Source organism: Symbiobacterium sp. (assembly GCF_040797425.1).
Lineage (GTDB): Bacteria > Bacillota > Sulfobacillia > Symbiobacteriales > Symbiobacteriaceae > Symbiobacterium.
Map to the genome: position 1 here is coordinate 44,486 of NZ_JBFNEH010000008.1, position 21,495 is coordinate 65,980.

A 21,495-nucleotide genomic window follows, 5' to 3' on the forward strand; every position below is an offset into this window, starting at 1 on the left:
CGCCCCCCACGCACTCGCTCCGCTCAGCGTTCCCTGGCCGTCACGGTGATGGCCGTCGCCTTCACCCCGGTGATGCGGCTCACCGTGTCGATCACCTGGGCGACCTGCTGCTGCGAGAGCTGCGGCGCCTTCACCACCACCTGGGCGGAGCCCTCGGAGAGATGCACGATGGCGTCGCTGAAGCCCCGGGCCTTCACCATGGCCTCGGCCTGGCTCTCCAGGGCGGCCCGCTGCCCCAGTTCCAGGTACTGTGCGGCTGCCGACGCCTTGACCTCCTCCGTGGCGCCCCCGCTGTTCATCACCTCTTTCAGCCGGTCGCCCAGGGCGCCCCGGATCCGCTCCCGCTCGATCCGGAACTCGGCGAAGTAGTCGCGCCCTTCCATGCCCAGGGCCGCGGCAGGCGAGGCGCCCGCCAGGCCTTCAGCGGCCGACGGCCCCTCCCCGGTGGAACGCCACGCCGGGCCCTCCGCCCCGCCCTCCTGACCGGCGTCGGAAGGGCCGCCGTCCGTCAGCAGGGGGCTCTGCGGGGGCTCGGGCGCAGGGCCCGACGCCGCCCGCCACTCCCCGAAGCGGCCCACCACATACCACACCAGCGACGCCACCACCAGCAGGAAGAGCCCGAAACGGAGCAGGTCTGACCCCCGCTTCACCACGAACACCGCGCTACCCCCCATTCGCCGGCACCACCTCGATGCGGTTGGCGGGAATGTTCAGGGCCACCATCGCCGCGTCCATGAGGCGCGCCCTGATGCGTACGTCACGGGCCCCCTCGGCCACGATCAGCACGCCGGCGATCTCCGGCGCGCTGGTCCGGGCCACCACCGGCTGCTCCGCGGAACCGCTCCGGGCGAAGAGGTGGTCCTCCCGGGTGTTGGTCGACTCCGTCCGCCGGGTGGAGCTGTCGGCCGCCTCCTCCGTAGTGGTCTGCTGGTCTATGGTGGTGTTCTTCACCACCTCAATGGTCGGCCCGGCGGCCAGGGTAACCATCACCCGCACCCGGCCGGCGCCCTCGATCTGCGCGAGCATGCGCTCCAACTCGGCCGCTTTTTGCCGCTCCAGCCGGGTAAGCTCGTCCTCCTCCACCGCGCTCACCAGTGTGGCGCCGGGGCTCGGGTCTGCCGGGGTCGTCCCGCTGTCCACCCCGAAGAGCTCTCCCGATTGCATCATCAGGATGCCGATGAACAGGAGCACTGCCACCAGCGGCACCACCCGCGCCTGCTCCTTGGTGAGCCCCAGCCCGAGCCAACGGAGCGGCCCGTCCGTCCCGCGCTCGGGCGGTTTCCTCTGCTCCGCCATGCCACTACCTCCCCGAACGCTCCCTGCCCTCAATCAGCACCGTCACGTTCTGTGGGTCCGCGATCCCCAGCTGCTCCGCCACCTGCAGGCGCACCGCCTCCGCCAGGGGCGCCTCCGCCGGCAGCGGCAGGCGGGTGCGGGCCCGGTCGGCACCCCCGCCGGCCACGTCGTCCGCCCTGCCGATCCGCACGGGCTCCACCGGCCGCACCTGTCCGAAGCGCGACCCCAGGAGCACCACCACCGTGGCCCGCTCCACCCGCAGCGACTCCAGGGCGGGCCCTCCTCCCATCTCGAGGGCGACCTGGGCCTCGGCCACGCCGTCCACCGCCCGGGCCGCCGACTCGGCCTGCCGCCTGAGCCGCTCCTCCACCTCCGCCGCCAGCAAGGCCCGGCTCCGCTCCTGGAACCGATGGGCCTCCGCCATGATCTCGTTCATGCTGGGCAGGCCGGCCGCGGAGTCCCGCAGCAGGTCGGGGTCGAAGGCCACCTCCCCGCCCAGAAGACCCACCACCGGCCGCGCCACGCCCAGGAGGATCAGAAGCCCCATCGTCAGCCGGACGAACCGCTTCATGGAGCCCATGGGCAGGAGCAGCTCCAGCAGCGAGGCCAGGACGACCAGCACCACCAGGGTCCGCACCCACTCGGTCACCGCTGCCATGTGCTCACCTCACCATCACCGTCACGTTGGCTGCACCCACGACGACTACGATCAGGATGAAGAACATCAGGGCCACCATGGCGACGGAGGCGAAGACCAGGTGGAGCGAGCGGGCCATGGTCGTCAGCATCCGGGCGACGTCCCCCGCGCCGACCGGCTCCACCAGGGCGGCGGCCACCTGGTAGACCCAGGCGACGCTGAGGATCTTCAGCAGCGGGAAGGCGACGATGAAGAAGATCGCCGCCGCTCCCAGCATGCCCAGGGCGTTCTTGAGGAGGAGCGACGACCCGACGATCAGGTCGGTGGCATCGGAGAGCGTCTTGCCGATCACCGGCACGAAGGAACTGGTGACAAACTTGGCCGTCTTCACGGCCAGGCCGTCCGCCACGGCTCCGGCCGCCCCCTTCACCGCCACGGTGCCCAGGAAGATGGTCGCGGTGAACCCCAGCGTCACCATCGCAACCTGGCGCAGGAGGCCGGCCAGATTGGAGAGCTTGTACTTCTCGTGAAGGCCCGAAACGATCTCCACCACCGCCGCCAGGAAGGCCAGGGGGAAGACCACCGTCACCATGACGCTGCTGGTGAGGTTGAGCACCGTCACCATCAGCGGCTGGAAGATGGCGGCGGTCGCCGCCCCGCCGAGGGCGATCAGCACTGCGAGCAGGGTGGGCAGGATCGCCAGCATGAAACTGTTCAGGCTCTCCATCACCTGCCGGGCGGCGGCCACCGCCAGCCCGAAGCCCGTGACGGCGAGCCCCACCAGCAGCAGGTAGATCACCCAGTAGGCTGCGTTGCCGGCGGCGTCCGCGTTGAAGGCGGTCTGCAGCTGCCCCAGGACGGCCGCGACGATGGCCAGCACGACCAGTTTGAGTAGCAGGTCGGCGTTGGCCAGAAGCTCCCGCACGAAGTAGCGCAGGAGGCCGTGCAGGATGCTGCGCAGGGAGAAGGCCGCCGGCTCATCGCCCTGGTAGAACCGCAGGAAGTCATTCAGGGTGATCTGCGGTCCGTAGCCCTCCCAAGTGCGGTTCACCTCTTCCAGGAAGCGCTCGATGGCGCTGGTATCGAGGGCCGCGGCCTGCTCCAGCAGCAGCGCCTCGGCGCCCGGGGCGGCGCTTCCCGCCGCGCCGCCGGCCCTCACCGGGGGCGGCAGGCCCACCGCCCAGAGAAGGAGCAGCGCGGCCAGCCACCAGCGTACTCGCTTCAAGGCCCCCACCTCTAACCCAGCAGTTTCAGGATCGAGTCGAGCACGGCGAGGACGATCGGCACGGCCATCAGCATGATGATGATCTTGCCCGCCATCTCCACCTTGGTGGCCACTGCCCGCTCGCCGGCGTCGGTGAGCACCTGGGCCCCGAAGTCCGCCACGTAGGCGATGCCGATGATCTTGAGCACCGTGTCCATGTGCGCCTGTTCCAGCGAGGCCCGGCTCGCCAGCGTCTGCAGCACCTCCACCACCCGGAGCACGCGGGCCACCATCAGCATGAAGAGCATCACGCCCGCCGCGATGGAGAGCTGCATCGCGAGTTCCGGCTTGTGCTGCCTGAGCAGGCTGATCAGCATCCCGGCCAGCAGGCCGAGTCCCACGATCTGCACGATCTCCACAGGTCGTTCCTCCCGTGCGGTGAGGACCGGACGGACCGGCGCTCAGTACATGCCGAACGTCGCCTTCACCAGGTTGAAGAACTTGCCCAGCAGCGAGACCACCATCATCAGAACCACCAGGACCCCCACCAGCGTCACCATCTGGCCCTGCTCATCCTTTCCGGCCTGCTTCAGCACGGTGGCCAGCACCGCCACGATGATGCCCACCCCGGCGATGCGGAACAGCAGCTGCACATCCACTGGGCTCACCCTCCGCCTAGATCAGTATCAGCACCAGGGCCAGGCCTGAGAGAACCCCCACGTAACGGTACATCGGTTCGTACCGGCGCCGCTCCTCGGCTGCCTCCGCCTCGGCGCCCACCAGCCGCTCCAGGGCCAGGCGCAGGTGGCGCACCTGGTCACGCCGGTCGGAGGCGCCCAGCACCGGCGTGAGGGCGGTGAGGATCTCCAGGTCGGCCGGCGTGAGGCACGTAGCCTCCCGGTGCTGCTCCAGGGCCGCCCGCAGCGCCTCCCCCGGCGTGATGCCGCCCCCTTCCAGGAGCCGGTAGGCGGCGTCGGCCAGGATGGCGCCGGCGATCCCGCCCGCCGCCCTGGCGGCGCTCAGCAGGGCGTCCGGCATGGGCGTGGCGCCGTACTCCACCTCGGTGGCCAGCACCGCCAGCCCGTTCTGGAAGGCCCGCAGTTCCACGGGGCGCCGCCCGTACCGGGCGGCGATGCGGAAGCCGATCCAGCTGGGCACCAGCAGCGTGAGCAGGGCGCCCATCAGCTTCAGCGTCATGCCACTCCCTCCCGCGCCAGGTCGAGCACCGCTTCCACCGTGCCGGGGCCGCGTCGGCGGCTGAGCAGCACCGCCCGCTCGAAGGCCCCGGACTTGAGCAGACCGGCCACGGCGGGCCGCTTGCGGAGGTCGGCCAGCCCCGAACCGTGGGCCGTCACCAGCACGGCCACGCCGGCGTGCAGCGCCTCCATCAGAGCCTCCGCGTCCTCGGGCCGCCCCACCTCGTCCGCCGCCACCACCTGCGGCGACAGCGACCGGATGAGGAGCATCAGCCCCTCCGCCTTCGGGCACCCGTCCAGCACGTCCGTGCGTGGCCCCACGTCCCGCTGGGGCACCCCGCCCCGGCAGCCGGCCACCTCGGAACGCTCGTCCACCAGGCCGACCTTCAGCCCCGGCAGGCCCAGGCGGGGGACGCCGGTGGAGAGCTGCCGCACCAGGTCGCGCAGCATGGTGGTCTTGCCCGCCTGGGGCGGCGAGATCAGGAGGGTGGAGAGGAAGCGCCCGCCTCGCACCAGATGCGGCAGAAGCGGGTCCGCCGCCCCGGGCACCTCCCGGGCGACGCGGATGTTCAGGCTGGCCACCTGCTTCAGGGTCCGGATGCGTCCGCCCTCCGTCACGGCCCGGCCGCAGAGCCCCACCCGGTGGCCCCCCTCGAGCGTGAGGAAGCCGCTGCGCACCTCCTCCTCCCAGGCGTAGACGGAGCCCCTGGCCATCAGCTGGAAGGTGCGGAACAGGTCGTCCTGCGTGGCCCGCTCTGCCCGGGCAGGGTCGGCGGTCAGGTGCCCGCCGGGTGCGATGAAGGCATCGCCCCCCAGGTAGACCAACTGAATCGGCCGCTCGGCCCGCACCCGAATCTCTTCCAGCGGCCCGAGCAGCGCCGGCACCGCCCGCCGCACGAGCTCCGCCAGGCGGGGGGCCATGAGGGGCAGGATCTCCCGTTCCAGCGCCCCCGGCACCATCGCTCCTCCCCCCTTTCTGCTGAGGAATGCTATGCCAGCCTGTCCCGCGTTATGAGAACCCGCGCGGGGGAAGATAACAGAACGAGGCAGGCTGTACGCCCGCCTCGAGAGCCGCGCCCGCTGTCTTCTTCTAGTCGTCCTCGTCGGCCTCCATCCGGCAGCCGCAGACCGGGCACGTCACCTCCAGTTCATCGGATGCCATCTGCCCGGCGCTTGCGCCCACCGTCTCACCGCACTCGGGGCACCGGATCATGGACACACCGTCCTCATCCTCCACCAGCGCCGCCTCGGGGACGAAGATGACCTCCTGGTCGTTGTAGACCTCGGCCTCCACGGCCGACAGGTCGTCGTCCATCTCGTCGACATAATCGGCCAGCTGGCCGTGAAACTCGGCGAGTTCGCCCAGCTCCGCCGCGAACTCGTCGAGCACCTCGAGGATGCCGCTCAGGACCCGGCCCTCCGCGCTGCCGACGTCCAGATCCAGCCCCTCCGCGAGACCCTGCAGGTAGGCCACTCGGGAACGAAGGTCGTTCATCCTGTGCTCCTCCTTCCGCAAGCATGGTCTCCCGCAGTAGTCTGCCCCGGTTGACCGGAAAACACAACAAGGCGAACGCACACTCGCGCTCGCCTTGCGTTCCGTCGAACACTCGCTCTTACGCCCGCGACAGGTACTCGCCCGTGCGGGTGTCGATCTTCAGCACGTCGCCCACGTTGACGAAGAGCGGCACCTGCACCACGTAGCCCGTCTCCAGCTTGGCCGGCTTGTAGGTACCGGTAGCGGTGTCGCCCTTGAACCCGGGCTCCGTCTCCACGACCTTCAGCTCGACGGTGTTGGGCAGATCAACGCCGATGATCCGGCCGTTCCAGGTGACGATCTGCACCAGCATGTTCTCCAGCAGGAAGTTCGGCGCGTTGCCCACCTGGTCGCGGGTGAGTTCGACCTGCTCGTAGGTCTCCGTGTTCATGAAGACGTACGAGCCCTGGTTCTCGTAGAGGTACTGGTACTCCCGCCGCTCCACGTTGGCCAGGGGCACCTTCTCGCCGGCGCGGAAGGTGGTCTCGATCACGCCGCCCGTCAGCACGTTCTTCAACTTCGTGCGCACGAAGGCCGCCCCCTTGCCGGGCTTCACATGCAGGAACTCGATCACCTGATAGACCGTGCCGTCCATCTCAATGGTCACGCCGTTCCGGAGATCGTTAACGGAAATCACTGGTCTGTCCCCTCCGCTCAACGGTTTGCGCCAGAATCTCTTTCACGCCCCTGCCGAGGGGGCGAATACCGAACAGCCTTACAGAATCAGAAGTTCCTTGGGCGTGCGTGTCAAGACCTCCGCCCCCGACTCGGTAACCAGCAGCATGTCCTCAATCCGCACGCCGCCCCAGCCCGGCAGGTAGATGCCCGGCTCGATGGTGACGACCATTCCCGGCTGCAGCACCACATCGCCGCCCCGCTGGCTCACCCGCGGCCCCTCGTGGATAAACCGTCCCACGCCGTGGCCGGTGCCGTGGCCGAAGTACTCGCCGTAGCCGCGCTCCTTGATGTAGCTGCGGCAGACGTCGTCCAGTTCCTTGCCGGTGATGCCCGGCCGGCAGGCCGCAACGCCCCGCTTCTGCGCCTCCAGGACAATGCTGTAGATCTCCCGCTGCTTGTCCGTAGGTTCCCCCACGACGACCGTGCGAGTCATGTCTGAGCAGTAGCCTTCGTAGAGGGCGCCGAAATCGAAGGTGACCAGGTCGCCGGCGGCGATGGCCTTGTCGCTGGGCCGCCCGTGGGGCAGCGACGAGCGCACGCCCGAGACCACGATGGTCTCGAAGGCCACGCCTTCCGCGCCCAGTTTCTTCATGCGATACTCCAGCTCGGCCGCCAGGTCGCGCTCCACCGCACCAGGCTTCACCAGCGGCAGGATCTGGGCGAAGGCCTCGTCGGCAATCTCCGCCGCCCGCCTCATCCGGGCAATCTCCGTCTGATCCTTCACCATGCGGAGCGTCTCCACCAGTCCGGTGACCGAGACCCACTCGCAGCCGGAAACCGCCTGCCTGTAAGTCTGGAACTGGTCCACCGTCAGGTGGTCGCCCTCGTAGCCGATGCGCTTCAGCCCGAACTCGTCCACCAGCCGGGCGATCAGGGCCTCGTCGGTGGACTCGGGCTTCATCACCTGAAAGGCAGGCGCCTGTGCCGCCGCCTGCTCCGTGTAGCGGAAGTCGGTGATCAGCACCGCCCGCTCAGGGGTGATCAGGAGCACGCCGGCGCTGCCGGTGAAGCCGCTGAGATACGCCCGGTTCTCGGGCTTGACAACCACCAGCCCGTCGAGGCCGCGCTCGGCCAGCGCTGCCCTGAGGCGGGCGATTCGGTCCTCCGCCATCATCGATCCCCCCTAGCTGCGTCCGGCCTGGAGCAGGTTCACCAGAGCCCGGAGACCGAGCCGGTACGAATCCGCCCCGAAGCCGGCGATGGTGCCGGCCGCCACCGGGGCGATGACAGACCGGTGCCGGAACGGCTCACGTTTGTAGATGTTGGAGAGGTGCACCTCCACCACAGGCAGGCCCACCGCGGCGACAGCGTCGCGGATGGCCAGGGAGTAGTGGGTGAAGGCGCCTGGGTTGATCAGGATGCCGTCGTAGCGGCCGCGGGCGGCGTGGATGGCGTCGATGATCGCCCCCTCGTGGTTGGACTGGAAGGCGTCCACCTCGGCCCCCAGCTCCGCCCCCAGGCTGCGGAGGGCGCCGTCGATTTCCGCCAGGGTGACGGAACCGTAGACCTCGGGCTCACGCGTGCCCAGGAGGTTCAGGTTCGGCCCGTGGATGACCAGGATCCGCATCAGGCGCTAACCTCCTCCGCATCCAAAACCTGCATTATCGTACCAGAATATCGCACCGGCGCGCAAGGGGCGCCGCGGTGCCGGGCGGGGCCTACGGGAAGAGCAGGCTGATGTGCCGCAGCGGGATGACGCCCGCCACCAGCAGCAACGCCAGCACGAGGACGGCCGGCATGGCGATGCGGCGCCAGCCGCCCCGCTCCCCGGGCACGCCGGCCACGAACGCCGCGGCAAGGCCGCCCAGAAAACCGCCGAAGTGGGCGTAGTTGTCCACCCGGGCATAGACGAGGCCGAACAGCAGGTTGATCGCCACCGGCATCAGGATGCCGTACCAGTCGACCCGCCGGTGCCGGACCGTGGTGGCGAAGTAGACCAGGGCCCCCATCAGCCCCAGGATGGCCCCGGAGGCGCCCACGCTGAGCACCCACGAGGGCCTCAGGGCGGCGGACGCCGCGCCGCCTGCAACGCCGGCCACCATATAAATGAAGAGCATGCGCCCGGAACCGTAGGCCGCCTCGATGTAGCGGCCCACCTGCCACAGGGCCCACATGTTGAAGGCCAGGTGCATGGCGTTGCCATGGAGGAAAAGGTGGCTGAGCAGCCGCCACTGCTGGGTGCGCTCGAGCAGGGTGAGCACGCTGAAGTTCGCACCCCACAGCACCAGGGCCTGCGCGTCGGGGCCGTCGACCAGCGCCGGCAGGCCGCCGCCCTGCAGTACGGTCCAGAGGTAGTACGCGCTGGTCAGCGCCAGGATGACCCGTGTGGCGGGAAAGTCGTGGGGAGCGATCCACCGGCGCACCTGCACGGGCCCCTGCCCCCGCGCCCACTGCGCCGCCGGGGCGGCCGGCGGCTCGGGCACCTCGGTGAGGATGCGCGCAATCTCGGGGTCAACCGGGGGAAAGCCCTTGTGCTGGTCCAGCAGCCCCACGTCCAGGTCGGCGCTCCAGGGGAGCACCCCCCACCTGCCCTCCGGATCCTGCTCCCGCAGGGAGGCGACGGCGGCCGCCTCCTCCTCCGTGACCGGACGGTCGAAGGGAAAGAGCAAGATCAGTTGCCACGACTCCTCCCCCCGGCGGTCCCGCACCCAGGCGGCGCAGTCCCGCACCAGCGCCTCCCGCTCCTCCTGCGCCTCCAGGTTCAGGCCAGACGGAAGGGCCAGGAGGAGCAGGCCCCACGGCTCCTTCCGGGAGACCGCCAGGGAGAGCCGCGGCTCCAGGTCCGCGGGCACCGGGGCTGGGGCGAAGCCCAGCCCGGCCAGTTGCTGCGATACCGTGTTGACGTATGCTGCGTAGTTCACGACCCACCTCCAAGCCGGGCCCGGCTCATCGCAGCTCGGGCCCGAACGGATTTGCAGTCACGGGATGAGCCCCAGTTCCCGGCCCACCTTGGCGAAGGCGGCCAGGGCCTCGTCCAGGTCGGCCCGGGTGTGCGCCGCGGTGACGATGGTGCGGACCCGCGCCCTGCCCCGCGGCACGGTCGGATAGGCAATGCCCTGCGCGAAGACGCCCTCTTCGAGGAGCCGGTCGGAGAAGCGCATGGCCTTCACCTCGTCGCCCACGATCACGGGCGTGATCGGGGTCTGGGAATGGCCGGTGTCGAAGCCGAGATCGATCAGCCCCTGCTTGAAGTAGCGCGTGTTCTCCCACAGCCGCTCGATCCGCTCCGGCTCCTGCTCCATGATCTCGATGGCCTTGAGGCAGGCCGCCGCCACTCCCGGGGGATGGGAGGTCGAGAACAGGAACGGACGGCCCTTGTGCCAGAGCAGCTCGATCAGCGCCCGCGGGCCGGCCACGTAGCCGCCCAGCACGCCCACGGCTTTCGACAGCGTGCCTACCTGCACGGTCACCCGGTCGCTGAGACCGTAGTGGTGCACCGTGCCCCGGCCGTTCTGCCCCAGCACGCCGGAGCCGTGGGCGTCGTCGACGTAGGTCATGCAGCCGTGCTTCTCGGCCAGCTCCACGATGGCGGGCAGCGGGGCGATGTCGCCGTCCATCGAGAAGACGCCGTCGGTGATGATCAGCCGCCGCCGGTACTGGCCGTCGCTCTCCTTCAGCACCCGCGCCAGGTCGTCCATGTCGGCGTGCCTGTACCGCAGGATCTTCGCCTTCGACAGCCGGCAGCCGTCGATGATGGAGGCGTGGTTCAGTTCGTCCGAGATCACGGCGTCGCCCTCGCCCACCAGCACCGGGATCACGCCGGAGTTACAGGTAAAGCCCGACTGGAAGACCACGGCGGCCTCGGTGTGCTTGAACTCCGCCAGCTTCCGCTCCAGCTGATTGTGAATCGTCATGGTGCCGATGATCGTGCGCACCGCGCCCGACCCGGCGCCGTACTTCTCGGTCGCGGCGATCATCGCCTCCTTGAGGCGCGGGTCGTCCGCCAGGCCCAGGTAGTTGTTGCTGGAGAGGTTGATGACCTCCCGCCCGTCGATGACCGACCGGGGCCGCTGGGGCGACTGCAGCTCCTTCAGGGGGCGGTAGAGCCCGGCCTGCTTGAGGCTGTTCAGCTCCTCGACGAGGAAATCGGTCAGCGCCATGCGGATCCACCTCCTGTGCGGGTATCACGCCTTCAGGTCGGGCACGAGCACGATCTTGCCGCTCCGGCCCGAACCCATCAGCTCCATGGCGGTATCCACCTGTTCCAGCGGCAGCCGGTGCGTGATGAGCGGGCGCAGCCGCTCCGCCAGCCCGGCCCGGTAGAGCGAGCGCACCTGGTACCAGGTCTGCCACATCCGGCGCCCCGTAATGCCCTGCAGCACCAGGCCGCGCATGATCACGTCCGCCGCCAGGTCCAGCTCCAGCGGCCGGCCGGGAAGGCCCAGGAGCGAGATGCGGGCGCCGTTGCGGGCCGCCTTCAGGGCCTGCCGGATGGCCGAGGGATTGCCGGACATCTCCAGCACCACGTCCGCGCCGTAGCCCCGGGTCGCCCCCCGGACCACTTCCACCGGGTCCTCCCGCATGGGGTTGATCAGCAGGTCGGCGCCGAGCCGGCCCGCGAGCTCCAGCCGGTACTCGTTCACGTCCATGGCGATCACGATCTCGGCCCCGGCCATCTTCGCCACGGGCACGGACATGATGCCGATGGGGCCGCAGCCGGTGACGAGCACCGACCGGGCGGTGAGGTCGCCGCTCAGGGCGGTGTGGACGGCGTTGCCCAGCGGCTCCTGGATGGACTGGAGTTCGAACGGGATGTCCTTGTCGTTGACCCAGACGTTCTGCTCCGGGATAGCCACATACTCGGCGAAGACGCCGTCGGTGTCCACGCCCAGGATCCGGGTGTGCTCGCAGAGGTGGTACTCCCCTACCCGGCAGCGGGGGCACTGGTTGCAGACGATGTGGCTCTCCGCCGACACGTAGTCGCCCACCTTGCAGGCCGTCACCTCGCGGCCGACGGCCACCACCTCGCCGGCCAGTTCATGCCCGATCGTCAGCGGGGGCTTCACCCTCCCCGCAGCCCAGGGGTCCCAGGAGTAGATGTGGTAGTCCGTGCCGCAGATCGAGGCGGCCCGCACCCTCACGAGCACGTCCCGGGGCCCGACGGTGGGGATCGGAACCTGCTGCAGTGCTGCGCCAGGGCCGGCCTCCAGTTTCCGCAAAGCCCGCATCAACTCAGCCACAACGAACCACCCCTCTCCAGTGCGCCCGCCGGCGGCAGGTGCGAGTTGCCATATCCGTAACTACTGTATCCCAGTTATCACCTGGGCCGCAAGGGAGTGGCCCGCCGCGACCGCAGGAATCCGTCTGAAATTCTAGACACGCATGGTCCAATGCTGGAAGGAATCCGACCGGCGGGCGGCTAATCATCACTGACCGCGGCACCGTTTGAGCAGCCGCGCCGGACGGGCGCCGGACGCCGTGCGTGGTGCCACCGCGCAGCCGGCCGCGGCGATTGCCGCACACTACGGGATGATGAAGCGCAAGCGAGGAGAGATCGGCCCGATGTACCAGGTGAACCCTTCCCTGCAGCCCAAGCCCTCCCGCCTGTCGGCCTGCGAGATGACCGAGCTGGTGATGCCCAACGACGCCAATCCGATGGGCAACATGCTGGGCGGGCGGCTGCTGCACCTGATGGACGTGGCGGCGGGCATCGCGGCGATGCGGCATGCCGGACGCCCCTGCGTCACCGCCTGCTTCGACTCGGTGGACTTCCTCACCCCTGTGCACATCGGGGAGGTCTGCATCCTGAAGGCCCGGGTGACGTGGACCGGCCGGACGTCCCTCGAAGTACAGGTGGACGTCTACTGCGAGTCGCCCACGGTGGGCGAGCGGCGCCACACCACCACCGCCTTCGCCTGCTTCGTGGCGCTGGACCCCGAGACCGGCAAGCCTGCACCCGTGCCGCCGCTTCTGCTCGAGACCGAGGAGGAACGGCAGGCCTTCGCGGAGGCCGAGGAGCGGCGGCGGCTGCGGCTCGCCCGGCGGGGGAGCACGTGCTGAACGCGACAGGACCCGCCCCGAACGGGCGGGTCCCGCTGTGTTCAGAGTGGCTAGTCGTCGCCGACCATCCGGTGTTCCTGCCCGGCCCGGGCATACCGCACCCCGGCGACGGCGCCGCCGTCCACCAGCAGGTCGGTGCCCGTGATGAACGACGCCGCGGGGCTCACCAGGAACTCGACGACGGCCGCGATGTCGTCCGGGGTGCCAACGCGCCCCGTGCCCGACGCGGCGATCATGGACCGGATCGCCTCGCCCGAGGGCCCGCTCAGCTCCTGCTGGCCCATGGGCGTGGAGATCAAGCCGGGGCTCACCGAGACCACGCGCGCACCCTTGCGGCCCCACGCCAGCGACGCCCACTGCACCCGCAGCTGGTTCGCCCGCTTGGCGATGCTGTAGGCCGCACCCCGGTCGAGCTGGGACGGGTCAAGGACGGGCAGCGAGGCCAGCTGCGCCGTGGGCGTGGTGGCGAGCTGCCATTCCACCTCTGGCGGCAGGGGGGCCATGGCGCCGGCCATGCTGGCGATGCAGACGGCCACGGTGCCGGGCCCGGCGAGCCGGTAGAACTCGTCCAGCACCAGGGCGGTGCCGACCACGTCGACGGCCACCACGCGCTCAGGCGGCGCCTGCACCGGCGAGACGCCCGCCGTGTGTACCAGGTACCGGAACTTGCCCAGCCGTTCGACCGTCTCTGCCAGAGCGCGCACGGACTTGGGATCCGACACGTCCGTCCGCACGGCGTGGACGTCGTGTCCCTCGCCCTTCAGATGCGCCTCGGCCTGGGTCAGCACCTCCTCCGAGTAATCGGCGATGACGACCCGCCGGCCGGGACCTAGCCGCCGGGCGATGGCCAGGCCCATACCGCCCGCGCCAGTAATCGCAACAACCTCTTTCGGGAACTCCCGCATACGCTCTCCCCCTTTCGCACAGACCAACATTCAGGAGAGTTCATCCGTCTACTGAGTACGACCGTAATATACGTTACTTTGGTTATCCTAAGTTTAGCATCTTGGTATAGTTTGTCAAGTCTTATGTCACATAACCAAACCCCGGAACGAGCCCACCGGGCCTGGGTCGCTGCCTCATAGCGTTCCCGCCGTCTGTGCGACCCACACCCCACGTGGATTGCCATTCTCCTCCCGGGGGCCGCCGTGCCGCCCTTCCGACCCGGCCCTCAGTCCGGTCCTGCTGCGGTCCCGCACGCAGGATGCCTTGCTCGAAACTGACGGCGCCCGCCCTCGCTGCTGCCCGGTTCCCAACGGGCATAATACTGTCTACTAGCACGTGGAGGTGACGGACGCCGTGGCGAAGCCGGTCCTGCTCTTCGACCTGGACGGCATCTGCTGCAACCTGGCCAAGAAGTGGCTCGAAGTCTACAACCGCGACTACAACGACAACCTGCGGCTGGAAGACATCACCGCGTGGAACTGGGACCGGTTCGTGAAGCCCGAGTGCGGCAAGCGCATCTACCACTACCTCAACCGCCCCGGCTTCTTCGCCGACCTGGAGCCCATCGAGGGCTGTATCGAGTCCCTGGAGCGCCTGGCCCGCCTCTGCGAGCTGGTGGTGGTCACCGCCAGCCCCAGGGAAGCGGCCGGCGACAAGATCGCGTGGGTGCGCAAGCACCTGCCGATGGTGCCCCGCGGCAACGTCGTCATCACCTACCGGAAAGACCTGGTCCGCGGCGACTTCATGTTCGACGACGCCCCCAAGAACCTGCAAAACCACCCGGCGATCCGCATTCTCATGGACTACCCTTACAACCGCGACTTCCATGACTGTTACCGGGTGCACTCGTGGGCCGAGGCCGAGGCGCTCATCCGTCGGCTCGTGGCCGAGATGGGCGGCGCCGGCGACACGCCGTCGGTCCAGCGGGCGATGCAGCCCCGGCTTGCGGATCCCCGCACGTACGCGCATCCTGTGTGAAACTGTCAGGTGTATATTGCTCACATGCGCAAACTTGAGCTCCCCCAGGTTCGTCTAATGAATATCATGGTCGGAACCGGAGGATGTCTCATGCGTAAACCGGTTATGCCCGCACTTCTCAATTCCGCTTTGATTCTCTCCCTGCTCCTCACCGGCTGTGCGCACTCGTCCGGCAGTGCCACGCCCACGGGCCCCTCGGGCCAGCTGCCCATAGGCGGCGTCACGACCCCCGCCCCCGGGAACAACACCGACCCCGGAGAGGCGAACCCTTCCGCCGAGGCGCCGAAGCCCGGCGAGGCGGGCGGGCAGACCAGCACCGAAGGGACTGCCGAACCCACGGAGCCCCCTGACCCCACCGAACCGGCAGAGTCCAACGAACCGCAGACGCCTGCCCGCACGATGCCCAATCCGGTGCGGGGGCTCCACCTCTCGGGCTGGTACGCAGGCTCGCCCGACCTGGTCTGGCCGCTCCTCGACTGGGCCTGGGAGGCCGGCATCAACACGATCGTGCTGGACCTGAAGGCCGAAGACGGTTACCTCTCGTGGGAGTCCGACATCCCGCTGGCGCAGGAGATCGGCGCCAACATGCGCAAGATCGCCGACCTGAAGGCATTCGTGGAGGAGGCCCACGACCGGGGCTTCTGGGTGGCGGGGCGCATCGTGGTGATGAACGACCAGTGGCTCTACAAGGGCCGGCCGGAGTGGGCGATTCCCGGCTTTGACGGCGGCGCCTACTCCTTCATGGATCCAGCGAACGAGAACGTGTGGAAGTACAACATCGACGTGGCCAAGGAGGCCATCGCCGCGGGGGTCGACGAGATCCAGTTCGACTACATCCGCTACTCCGAGCACCTGCGGGAGGGCTACAACGGCCACGACACCACGGCGGAGCAGCGTACCAAGCCCATCAACGACTTCCTGCGCTACGCGATGACCGAGCTGAAGCCGCTGGGGGTGGTGGTCGGCGCTGACGTGTTCGGCCTGACCACCTCGGTGGCCGAGGGCGACGACATGGAGATCGGCCAGGACTACCGGCAGATTGCCGAGATCGTCGACTACATCGCCCCGATGGTCTACCCCTCCCACTACGCGCCGTACACCTACGGCCTCGAGAACCCCAACGCCAACCCGTACGAGACCGTCTACAACTCGATGAAGAAGGCGCTGGAGCGTACGGAGGGGCTCCCCATCGAGAAGCACCGGCCGTGGATTCAGGACTTCTCCCTGGGCGGCATCTCCTACGGCCCCGCCGAGGTGATGGCCCAGGTGCAGGCGCTGAAGGACCTCGGCATCGAGTCGTTCATGCTGTGGGATCCGTCCAACAAGTACACTCGGGAGGTCTCGTTCAGGTGATTGGTAACGAAATGAGCCACGCACCCGCAAAGGCGTGGCTCATTTCGTTACCCTTTATGTCTGAACCAGGCTCCCCGACAGGCGACCGGCGGTTCTGGCCGGCACCGTGACCTGGAGAAGCCGCCCTCGATTCCCTCGCCCGCGTCACCCGCCGCGGGCGATCCGCTTGAACCCCGTGGCCGCCAACAAGATCAGCACGGCAGTGAAGACCACCGTACCGCCCGGGGCGAGGTTGAGCGTGTAGGCGAGGCTCAAGCCCACCACCACCGCGATGATCCCGAACCCGATCGAGAGGCCCAGCGCGCCACGGAACGAACGGGCCACCTGCAGGGCCGCACCCACGGGCACCACCATCAGCGAGGAGACCAGCAGGGCGCCCACCACCCGCATTGTCACGCCCACCGTCAGGGCCACCAGCACGTAGAAAACCACGTTGAGCGCGCGGACCGGCAGGCCCACGACGGCGGCATACTCCTCATCGAACGTGGTGGCCAACAGTTCCTTGTACAGGGCGAAGAGGCCGCACAGCACCGCTGCGCCCAGCGCAGCGATCAGGTACACGTCGGTCGCGGTCACCGTGACGATCGAGCCGAACAGGTAAGCCATGATCTCGCCCGCACTGCCCGCGGCCAGCGAGAGCAGGATCACCGCCAGCGCCAGGGCGCCGGCCAGCACGACCGCCACCGCCATCTCGCTGTACTTCCGGTACGACTGCCGGAGCCAGTCCATCCCCAGCGAGGCGGCCACGGCGAAGGCCAGCCCCGTGGCCACGGGGTAGGCTCCCGCCAGCAGGCCGGCCGCCACGCCGGCCAAGGTCACGTGCGAGAGGGCGTCGCCGTACAGCGCCAGCCGCCGGAGCACCAGGAAGACCCCGATAGCCGGGGCCACCACGGCCACGATCAACCCTGCGGCGAAGGCGCGTTGCATGAACGAAAGCGAAAGCATCTCAAGCATCCGACGCGCCCTCCCCGTGGTGATGGTGGTGGTGAATGGGGATCATCGGGTGCCCGTAGAGCTCGCACAGCTGCTCCTCGGTGCCGAAGTCCGCCGGATCGCCGTGGTAGAAGAGCCGCCGGTTCAGGCAGGCCAGGGCCGAGACCTCGTGGGCCACCGCACCGATGTCGTGGGAGACCAGGATCACCGTGAGGCCCATCTCCGCCCGAAGCCGCCGGATGAGCTGGTAAAACTGCGCCTCCGCGGAGGCGTCGACCCCCACGGTGGGCTCGTCCAGGATCAAGAGTTCCGGCCGGCTCACCAGCGCCCGGGCGATGAACGCCCGCTGCTGCTGCCCGCCGGAGAGGTGGCCGATCAGCCGGTCTTTGAGCGGCAGCAGGCCCACCCGGTCAAGGGCCTGCTCCACCGCCTGCCGGTCGGCCGCCGTGAGCCGGCGGAAGAGTCTCCGGCGGGCCGCAAGGCCCGTGCTCACCACCTCGGCAACGGTCGCCGGAAAGGCCGAGTTGAAAGAGGCCGCCTTCTGCGCCACGTAGCCCACCCGCCACCGCTCCCGGAACCGCGGCACGGGCGTCCCGAACAGCCGGATCTCGCCCTCCGGGACGGGCAGGATGCCCAGCATCAGCCGGAGCAAGGTCGTCTTGCCCGAACCGTTGGGGCCGATCAGGCCCAGGTACTCGCCGCGGGGAACGGAAAGGCTCACGCGGTCCAGCACCGGCTCCTTTCCGTAGCAGAAGCTGACGTCCCGCACCTCGACCACAGGGGTTGCCGTCATCTCAATCGCACTCCAATGCCGTGCGCAGATTGGTCAGGTTCTGGTGCATGATGCTGAAGTAGTTCTCACCCGCCGCCACCTGCTCGGGCGTAAGCCCCTCAAAGGGGTTCAGCACCAGCGTCTGGGCGCCCACCTCCTGGGCCACGACCCGGGCGACCTTGTCGCTGGCCAGCGTCTCAAAGAAGATGTAGCGCACGTCCTGCTCCCGGGCCTCCTCCACCACGGCCCTGAGGGCCCCGGGCGTCGGCTCGGCGTCGGGGGAGAGACCCATCACCGCCCGCTGCTCCAGCCCGTACCGGTGGGCCAGGTAGCCGAAGGCCGCATGAGTGGTGAAGAAAACCCGCCGCCGGCACTGGGAGAGGCCCGCGCGGAAATCCTGGTCCAGCGAGTCCAGCTCCGCGAGGTACTCTGCCGCCCGCGCCCGGTAGTAGTCGGCGCCCTCGGGGTCGGCGGCGGCGAGGGCGTCGCGGATCCGGGCCACCGCGTGGGCCGCCCCGGCGGGGTCGAGCCACACGTGCGGGTCGAGGTCGCCGTGGTCGTGCGTATCACTGCCGGCGGTGGCGGCCGCGTCTCTGGCTTCCTCCCCGCCGGCGGCCCTGTGGCCGCTCTCCTCATCTGGTTGGCCCAGGACGTCCACCGCGTCGCCGTCTGCTTCGTGCTCGGGGTAAGCCCCTTCCGTCGCCTCGCCGTCCTCGCCGTGCTCGTGCCCGGCAACGTCCAGAAGGGCGAACCCTTCGCTGGTCTCCACCACCTGCAGCTCCCGGTTGTCCAGCGACGCCAGCACCTGGCCGACCCAGTGCTCCAGGCCCGCACCGTTATAGAGAAACACGTCGGCCGCATTCAGGGTACGGATGTCCCGCACCGACGGTTCCCAGTTGTGGGGCTCGGCGCCGGGGGGCACCAGCTGCACCAGGTCGATGCGGTCTCCTCCCACAGCCCGGGCAAACTCATAGACCGGATAGATGCTGGCGACCACCTTCAGGCGGCCGTCTGCAGCAAAGGCCGTGCCGGCGGCGCCAGACCCCCCGACGCCGCCGCACCCGGCAACCAACAGAAGAACGAGCGCCATCAAGGCACTCCAGGCCGAACGGCGCATCCTCACGCAGAAAATCCCCCTTGTCGCTGGCAAGAAGAGCGCAGTACACCCTCGAACGGGATTATCCGCCGCAAATAGGACTACTGTCAAGTAGGATTCTTATTGTTTGCGGCGCAGGCCGGGCAGTAGCCAAACAGCTCGATCCGGTGAGACGAGATGACGAACCCGTGCTGCTCCCGCGCCACCGCCGCCAGCTCCTTGATGGGGCAGTGCGCCAGCGGGATCTCCGTGCCGCACTCAAGGCAGACGAGCATGTGGTTGTGTGCGGTCCGGTTGAGGGAGTACTGGGCGTTCCGGCCCGGCAGTTTCACCTCGGTAACAACGTTCAGCTTCCCCATCAGGCGCAGGTTGCGGTAGATGGTGTCGAGGCCCACCTCCGGATACGTCGCCCGCACCTGCTGGTAGATCTCGTCGGCGGTGAGCTCCGCGTCGCCCGCGTTCAGCAGGACTTCGACGATCAGCCGGCGCTGCGGCGTCAGCTTGCAGCCCATCTCCTTGAGCCGTCCCAGGACCTCCTCAACCGTCATCGGCTCTCCTCCCCTTCGGCACCCATCCAGGAAAATTCCTATTTGGAGTCTAGCGGGCGAACCTCCCCGTGTCAAGCCATAGTCGCGGCGCCGCCCGGGCCCTCCCAGGGGCCCGGGCGTGCAGGCGCTCTCTGCCGGTGTTACAGGACGTCCAGGACGTCCGTGCCCAGCACCAGGTCGATGTCGTGCTCGGCGGCCGGATCGGGCTCCACGCGGTACTCCAGCACGGGAACCACGCTGAACAGCTCCTCGGAAACGTCGAGGCCAGGCGTCCGCACCACCGCCACGGTGCTCGGCAGCACAGCCGCGCTCACATGGACACGACTCACCTCGAAGCCGGCGGCCTCCAGCCGGTCCACGAAGTCCTGCGCGACGCCCTGGCCCGTCGCGTCCACCAGGTTGACGGAGATGGGGGACGGCGACTCATCGGACCCTGCGTCGCCGTCATCCTCTCGTTCACCCGCTTCACCGGTGCCATTTTCGCCCTCACCGGCGTCACCGCGGTCCCCTTCCGCATCGCCCTCGCCCGTCTCCGCACCGTCGCCTTCGGTGCCGTCGCCTTCGGCGCCCTCGCCCTCCTCCTGCTCCTGGGCCTGGGCGGCCGCCAGGGAGCGGGCGTACGCCTCGGACAGAGCGGCCTGGTAGACCTCGTTGTCGGCCCGTGCCTTCTCCAGGAAGGCGTCGCCTGGCGGCTCCCCGACCAGCAGTTCGTAAGCCTGGGTCCGCAGTTCCACCAGGTCAGCGCCGAAGTAGAAGACGCCGTCGATCATGTACGCGTCGCCGCTGAGGGCGCCGGTCTGAAGGGGTTTCGCGATGGCCTGCCGTCCCTTGGTGGCCAGCGCCACCAGGTCGCCCACGGTCAGGTCGGTCGTGATGGTGTTATACAGGGCCGAGATGAGCTGCGGCGCCCGGGTGATGACGCCGGGGCTGGCCGCTTTCTTCACCGCAGCCTGGATGATCTCCTGCTGCCTCCGCATGCGGCCCAGATCGCCCTCCGCGTCGTTCCGGAACCGGGCGTACTTCAACGCGGTCTCCCCGTCCATCACCTGCGGCCCGGCCTTGATGTCGATCACCAGCCCGTTCGGGCCGACCCGGTAGTCGTACGGGTCCACGTAGTAGAGCGGCTTGGGCGGGTTGACCTCCACGCCGCCCAGGGCGTCGATCACCTGGACGAACCCGTCGAAGTTGATGGAAATCCAGTGGTCGATATCGATCCCCAGGAGTCGCTCGACCGTGGCCACCGCCAGGGCGGGGCCGCCATAGGCGTACGCGTGGTTGATCTTGTCGTACCCGCGACCCGGTATGTCCGTCCACAGGTCCCGCGGGACGGAAAGCAGTGCGAGCCGCTGCTTCTTGGGGTCAAACGACACCACAACCATCGAATCGGACCGGCCGTACTCGCCCTCGTCGGTGTCCACGCCCATCACGAGGAAGGTCTGCAGGTCGCCCGGCAGCGTCTCCAGGGTCCCGGACTCACCCGGGATTTCCTCCGCCACGCCGGGGTTGGTCGTGGCGGGCTTATCGAACGGCCGATACAGGGAGAGAGCCCGGGCGGCAGCGACGAAAGCGAGGATGGCAGCAAGCGGGATCAACAGGCGCAGGTACCTGCGCTGGCGCTTCCGCTTGCGGAGGTCGGAACCAGGGAACACGGGCCTCCCTCCTCGTCTGTAGTGTTAACCTGTACTACTATAGCAGATATAATTGCTGTGACCTATAGCAGGATCTCCCTGAAGCAGCCTACTTTACTTTGACGAGCAGCGGCCAACCCCAGTTTCGCAAGCAGGTGCGAGGCCCCGGCAGGCAGAAAACGGCGGCCCCGAGGTCGGGACCGCCGTTTTCTGCGGCTCAGTCGTCTGCAGCGGGCGTCTCGATCTCCGTCCCGTTCAGGTAGAGCAGCCGGCCGTCCACCCGGACGAACTCCGACCGCTCGGTGAAGAAATCCTCCGGCCCGCCGGCGATGCGGTACCGAGCCGTCAGCGTGCCGTGGGCGATGCCACCCTCGTCCTCGGGCTCGGTGCTGTGAATCGTCAGGCCGGTGAAGTCTACCCGCTGGCAATAGAGCAAGGTCTCCCGCTTGTACTGCTCCTCCGTCTTTCCCACCACTGCTTCGTTGCTGGGGTGTGTCGTACGGTAGAGGTAGTTCACGTCTCCAATGGCGTAGGCCGTGTAGCGGCTTCGAATCAGCTGCTCCACGGTATCGGGATACCGGATGCCGGCGTGGTAGATGCCGCAGCAGGTCTTGTACTTCCTGCCGCTTCCGCAGGGGCAGGGATCGTTCCGTCCGACTTTACGCAACAGGTCCACCTCACAGATCGACAAGTGACG

25 protein-coding genes are annotated in these 21,495 nt (G+C 68.7%); 3 read left to right on the forward strand and 22 right to left on the reverse strand.

The genetic code is table 11. From position 1 onward, the window contains the following. Nucleotides 1–23 precede the first annotated feature (23 nt). The 15 genes from AB2385_RS04215 to tdh form a co-directional block, all read right to left on the reverse strand. Nucleotides 24–674, reverse strand: a complete 651-nt coding sequence (locus tag AB2385_RS04215) for a SpoIIIAH-like family protein (protein ID WP_367653685.1) — start codon at nucleotides 672–674, stop codon at nucleotides 24–26. Beyond that, nucleotides 664–1,296 carry a stage III sporulation protein AG gene (spoIIIAG, locus tag AB2385_RS04220; protein ID WP_367653686.1) on the reverse strand — a complete coding sequence of 211 codons (633 nt, stop codon included), beginning with the start codon at nucleotides 1,294–1,296 and terminating at the stop codon, nucleotides 664–666. Before spoIIIAG ends, AB2385_RS04215 begins: the two co-directional genes overlap by 11 nt. 4 nt (nucleotides 1,297–1,300) lie before the next feature. Next, a complete protein-coding gene (gene spoIIIAF / locus AB2385_RS04225; protein ID WP_367653687.1) occupies nucleotides 1,301–1,954 on the reverse strand; it encodes a stage III sporulation protein AF in 654 nt (217 codons plus the stop codon). 4 nt (nucleotides 1,955–1,958) lie between these two features. Then, nucleotides 1,959–3,158, reverse strand: coding sequence for a stage III sporulation protein AE (gene spoIIIAE, locus AB2385_RS04230; protein ID WP_367653688.1), 1,200 nt, complete (start codon nucleotides 3,156–3,158; stop codon nucleotides 1,959–1,961). An 11-nt stretch (nucleotides 3,159–3,169) separates the two neighbouring features. After that, entirely contained in the window at nucleotides 3,170–3,556 is a 387-nt protein-coding gene (spoIIIAD, locus tag AB2385_RS04235; protein ID WP_367653689.1) for a stage III sporulation protein AD, read from the reverse strand. Nucleotides 3,557–3,598: 42 nt separating this feature from the next. Beyond that, the gene (spoIIIAC, locus tag AB2385_RS04240) at nucleotides 3,599–3,796 is read right to left on the reverse strand and encodes a stage III sporulation protein AC (RefSeq protein WP_367653690.1); all 198 of its coding nucleotides are present in this window, start codon (nucleotides 3,794–3,796) and stop codon (nucleotides 3,599–3,601) included. Nucleotides 3,797–3,812: 16 nt separating this feature from the next. Then, on the reverse strand, nucleotides 3,813–4,334 hold the full coding sequence (gene spoIIIAB / locus AB2385_RS04245; RefSeq protein ID WP_367653691.1) for a stage III sporulation protein SpoIIIAB: 522 nt from the start codon (nucleotides 4,332–4,334) through the stop codon (nucleotides 3,813–3,815). Beyond that, the gene (gene spoIIIAA / locus AB2385_RS04250; protein WP_367653692.1) at nucleotides 4,331–5,293 is read right to left on the reverse strand and encodes a stage III sporulation protein AA; all 963 of its coding nucleotides are present in this window, start codon (nucleotides 5,291–5,293) and stop codon (nucleotides 4,331–4,333) included. Before spoIIIAA ends, spoIIIAB begins: the two co-directional genes overlap by 4 nt. Nucleotides 5,294–5,423: 130 nt before the next feature. Beyond that, complete coding sequence (locus tag AB2385_RS04255) at nucleotides 5,424–5,828, reverse strand: CD1247 N-terminal domain-containing protein (protein ID WP_367653693.1); 405 nt, start codon at nucleotides 5,826–5,828, stop codon at nucleotides 5,424–5,426. A 118-nt stretch (nucleotides 5,829–5,946) separates the two neighbouring features. After that, entirely contained in the window at nucleotides 5,947–6,504 is a 558-nt protein-coding gene (gene efp / locus AB2385_RS04260) for an elongation factor P (RefSeq protein WP_367653694.1), read from the reverse strand. 78 nt (nucleotides 6,505–6,582) lie between these two features. Further along, entirely contained in the window at nucleotides 6,583–7,656 is a 1,074-nt protein-coding gene (locus AB2385_RS04265; protein ID WP_367653695.1) for a M24 family metallopeptidase, read from the reverse strand. Between the two features lie 12 nt (nucleotides 7,657–7,668). Further along, nucleotides 7,669–8,112, reverse strand: coding sequence for a type II 3-dehydroquinate dehydratase (aroQ, locus tag AB2385_RS04270; RefSeq protein ID WP_367653696.1), 444 nt, complete (start codon nucleotides 8,110–8,112; stop codon nucleotides 7,669–7,671). Nucleotides 8,113–8,203: 91 nt separating this feature from the next. Beyond that, nucleotides 8,204–9,406, reverse strand: a complete 1,203-nt coding sequence (locus AB2385_RS04275; protein WP_367653697.1) for a rhomboid family intramembrane serine protease — start codon at nucleotides 9,404–9,406, stop codon at nucleotides 8,204–8,206. A gap of 57 nt (nucleotides 9,407–9,463) precedes the next feature. Next, nucleotides 9,464–10,645 (reverse strand): glycine C-acetyltransferase, encoded by a 1,182-nt coding sequence (locus AB2385_RS04280; protein WP_367653698.1) that lies wholly within the window; start codon nucleotides 10,643–10,645, stop codon nucleotides 9,464–9,466. A 24-nt stretch (nucleotides 10,646–10,669) separates the two neighbouring features. Continuing rightward, complete coding sequence (gene tdh / locus AB2385_RS04285; RefSeq protein ID WP_367653699.1) at nucleotides 10,670–11,725, reverse strand: L-threonine 3-dehydrogenase; 1,056 nt, start codon at nucleotides 11,723–11,725, stop codon at nucleotides 10,670–10,672. A 238-nt stretch (nucleotides 11,726–11,963) separates the two neighbouring features. Between tdh and AB2385_RS04290 the strand changes: the two genes are divergently transcribed. Continuing rightward, nucleotides 11,964–12,545 carry an acyl-CoA thioesterase gene (locus tag AB2385_RS04290; protein WP_367653700.1) on the forward strand — a complete coding sequence of 194 codons (582 nt, stop codon included), beginning with the start codon at nucleotides 11,964–11,966 and terminating at the stop codon, nucleotides 12,543–12,545. 50 nt (nucleotides 12,546–12,595) lie between these two features. Here the strand turns inward: AB2385_RS04290 and AB2385_RS04295 are convergent, their stop codons facing one another. After that, entirely contained in the window at nucleotides 12,596–13,450 is an 855-nt protein-coding gene (locus AB2385_RS04295; RefSeq protein ID WP_367653701.1) for an SDR family oxidoreductase, read from the reverse strand. A 394-nt stretch (nucleotides 13,451–13,844) separates the two neighbouring features. Here AB2385_RS04295 and AB2385_RS04300 point away from each other — a divergent pair, with 394 nt between their 5' ends. Beyond that, entirely contained in the window at nucleotides 13,845–14,468 is a 624-nt protein-coding gene (locus AB2385_RS04300; RefSeq protein WP_367653702.1) for a hypothetical protein, read from the forward strand. 90 nt (nucleotides 14,469–14,558) lie between these two features. Next, nucleotides 14,559–15,821, forward strand: coding sequence for a putative glycoside hydrolase (locus AB2385_RS04305; protein WP_367653703.1), 1,263 nt, complete (start codon nucleotides 14,559–14,561; stop codon nucleotides 15,819–15,821). A 144-nt stretch (nucleotides 15,822–15,965) separates the two neighbouring features. On the opposite strand, the gene AB2385_RS04310 is transcribed toward AB2385_RS04305, so the two are convergent. From AB2385_RS04310 to AB2385_RS04335, 6 genes are all read right to left on the reverse strand, one after another. Beyond that, nucleotides 15,966–16,775: a metal ABC transporter permease gene (locus AB2385_RS04310; protein WP_367653704.1), complete on the reverse strand. Its 810-nt coding sequence runs from the start codon at nucleotides 16,773–16,775 to the stop codon at nucleotides 15,966–15,968. Then, nucleotides 16,768–17,547 carry a metal ABC transporter ATP-binding protein gene (locus AB2385_RS04315; RefSeq protein WP_367653705.1) on the reverse strand — a complete coding sequence of 260 codons (780 nt, stop codon included), beginning with the start codon at nucleotides 17,545–17,547 and terminating at the stop codon, nucleotides 16,768–16,770. Before AB2385_RS04315 ends, AB2385_RS04310 begins: the two co-directional genes overlap by 8 nt. A gap of 1 nt (nucleotide 17,548) precedes the next feature. After that, the gene (locus tag AB2385_RS04320; protein WP_367653706.1) at nucleotides 17,549–18,616 is read right to left on the reverse strand and encodes a metal ABC transporter substrate-binding protein; all 1,068 of its coding nucleotides are present in this window, start codon (nucleotides 18,614–18,616) and stop codon (nucleotides 17,549–17,551) included. Between the two features lie 113 nt (nucleotides 18,617–18,729). Beyond that, nucleotides 18,730–19,170 carry a Fur family transcriptional regulator gene (locus AB2385_RS04325; protein ID WP_367653707.1) on the reverse strand — a complete coding sequence of 147 codons (441 nt, stop codon included), beginning with the start codon at nucleotides 19,168–19,170 and terminating at the stop codon, nucleotides 18,730–18,732. Between the two features lie 140 nt (nucleotides 19,171–19,310). Then, nucleotides 19,311–20,819 carry an LCP family protein gene (locus tag AB2385_RS04330; protein ID WP_367653708.1) on the reverse strand — a complete coding sequence of 503 codons (1,509 nt, stop codon included), beginning with the start codon at nucleotides 20,817–20,819 and terminating at the stop codon, nucleotides 19,311–19,313. 196 nt (nucleotides 20,820–21,015) lie between these two features. Further along, nucleotides 21,016–21,465 (reverse strand): YchJ family protein, encoded by a 450-nt coding sequence (locus tag AB2385_RS04335; protein WP_367653709.1) that lies wholly within the window; start codon nucleotides 21,463–21,465, stop codon nucleotides 21,016–21,018. Nucleotides 21,466–21,495 lie beyond the last annotated feature (30 nt).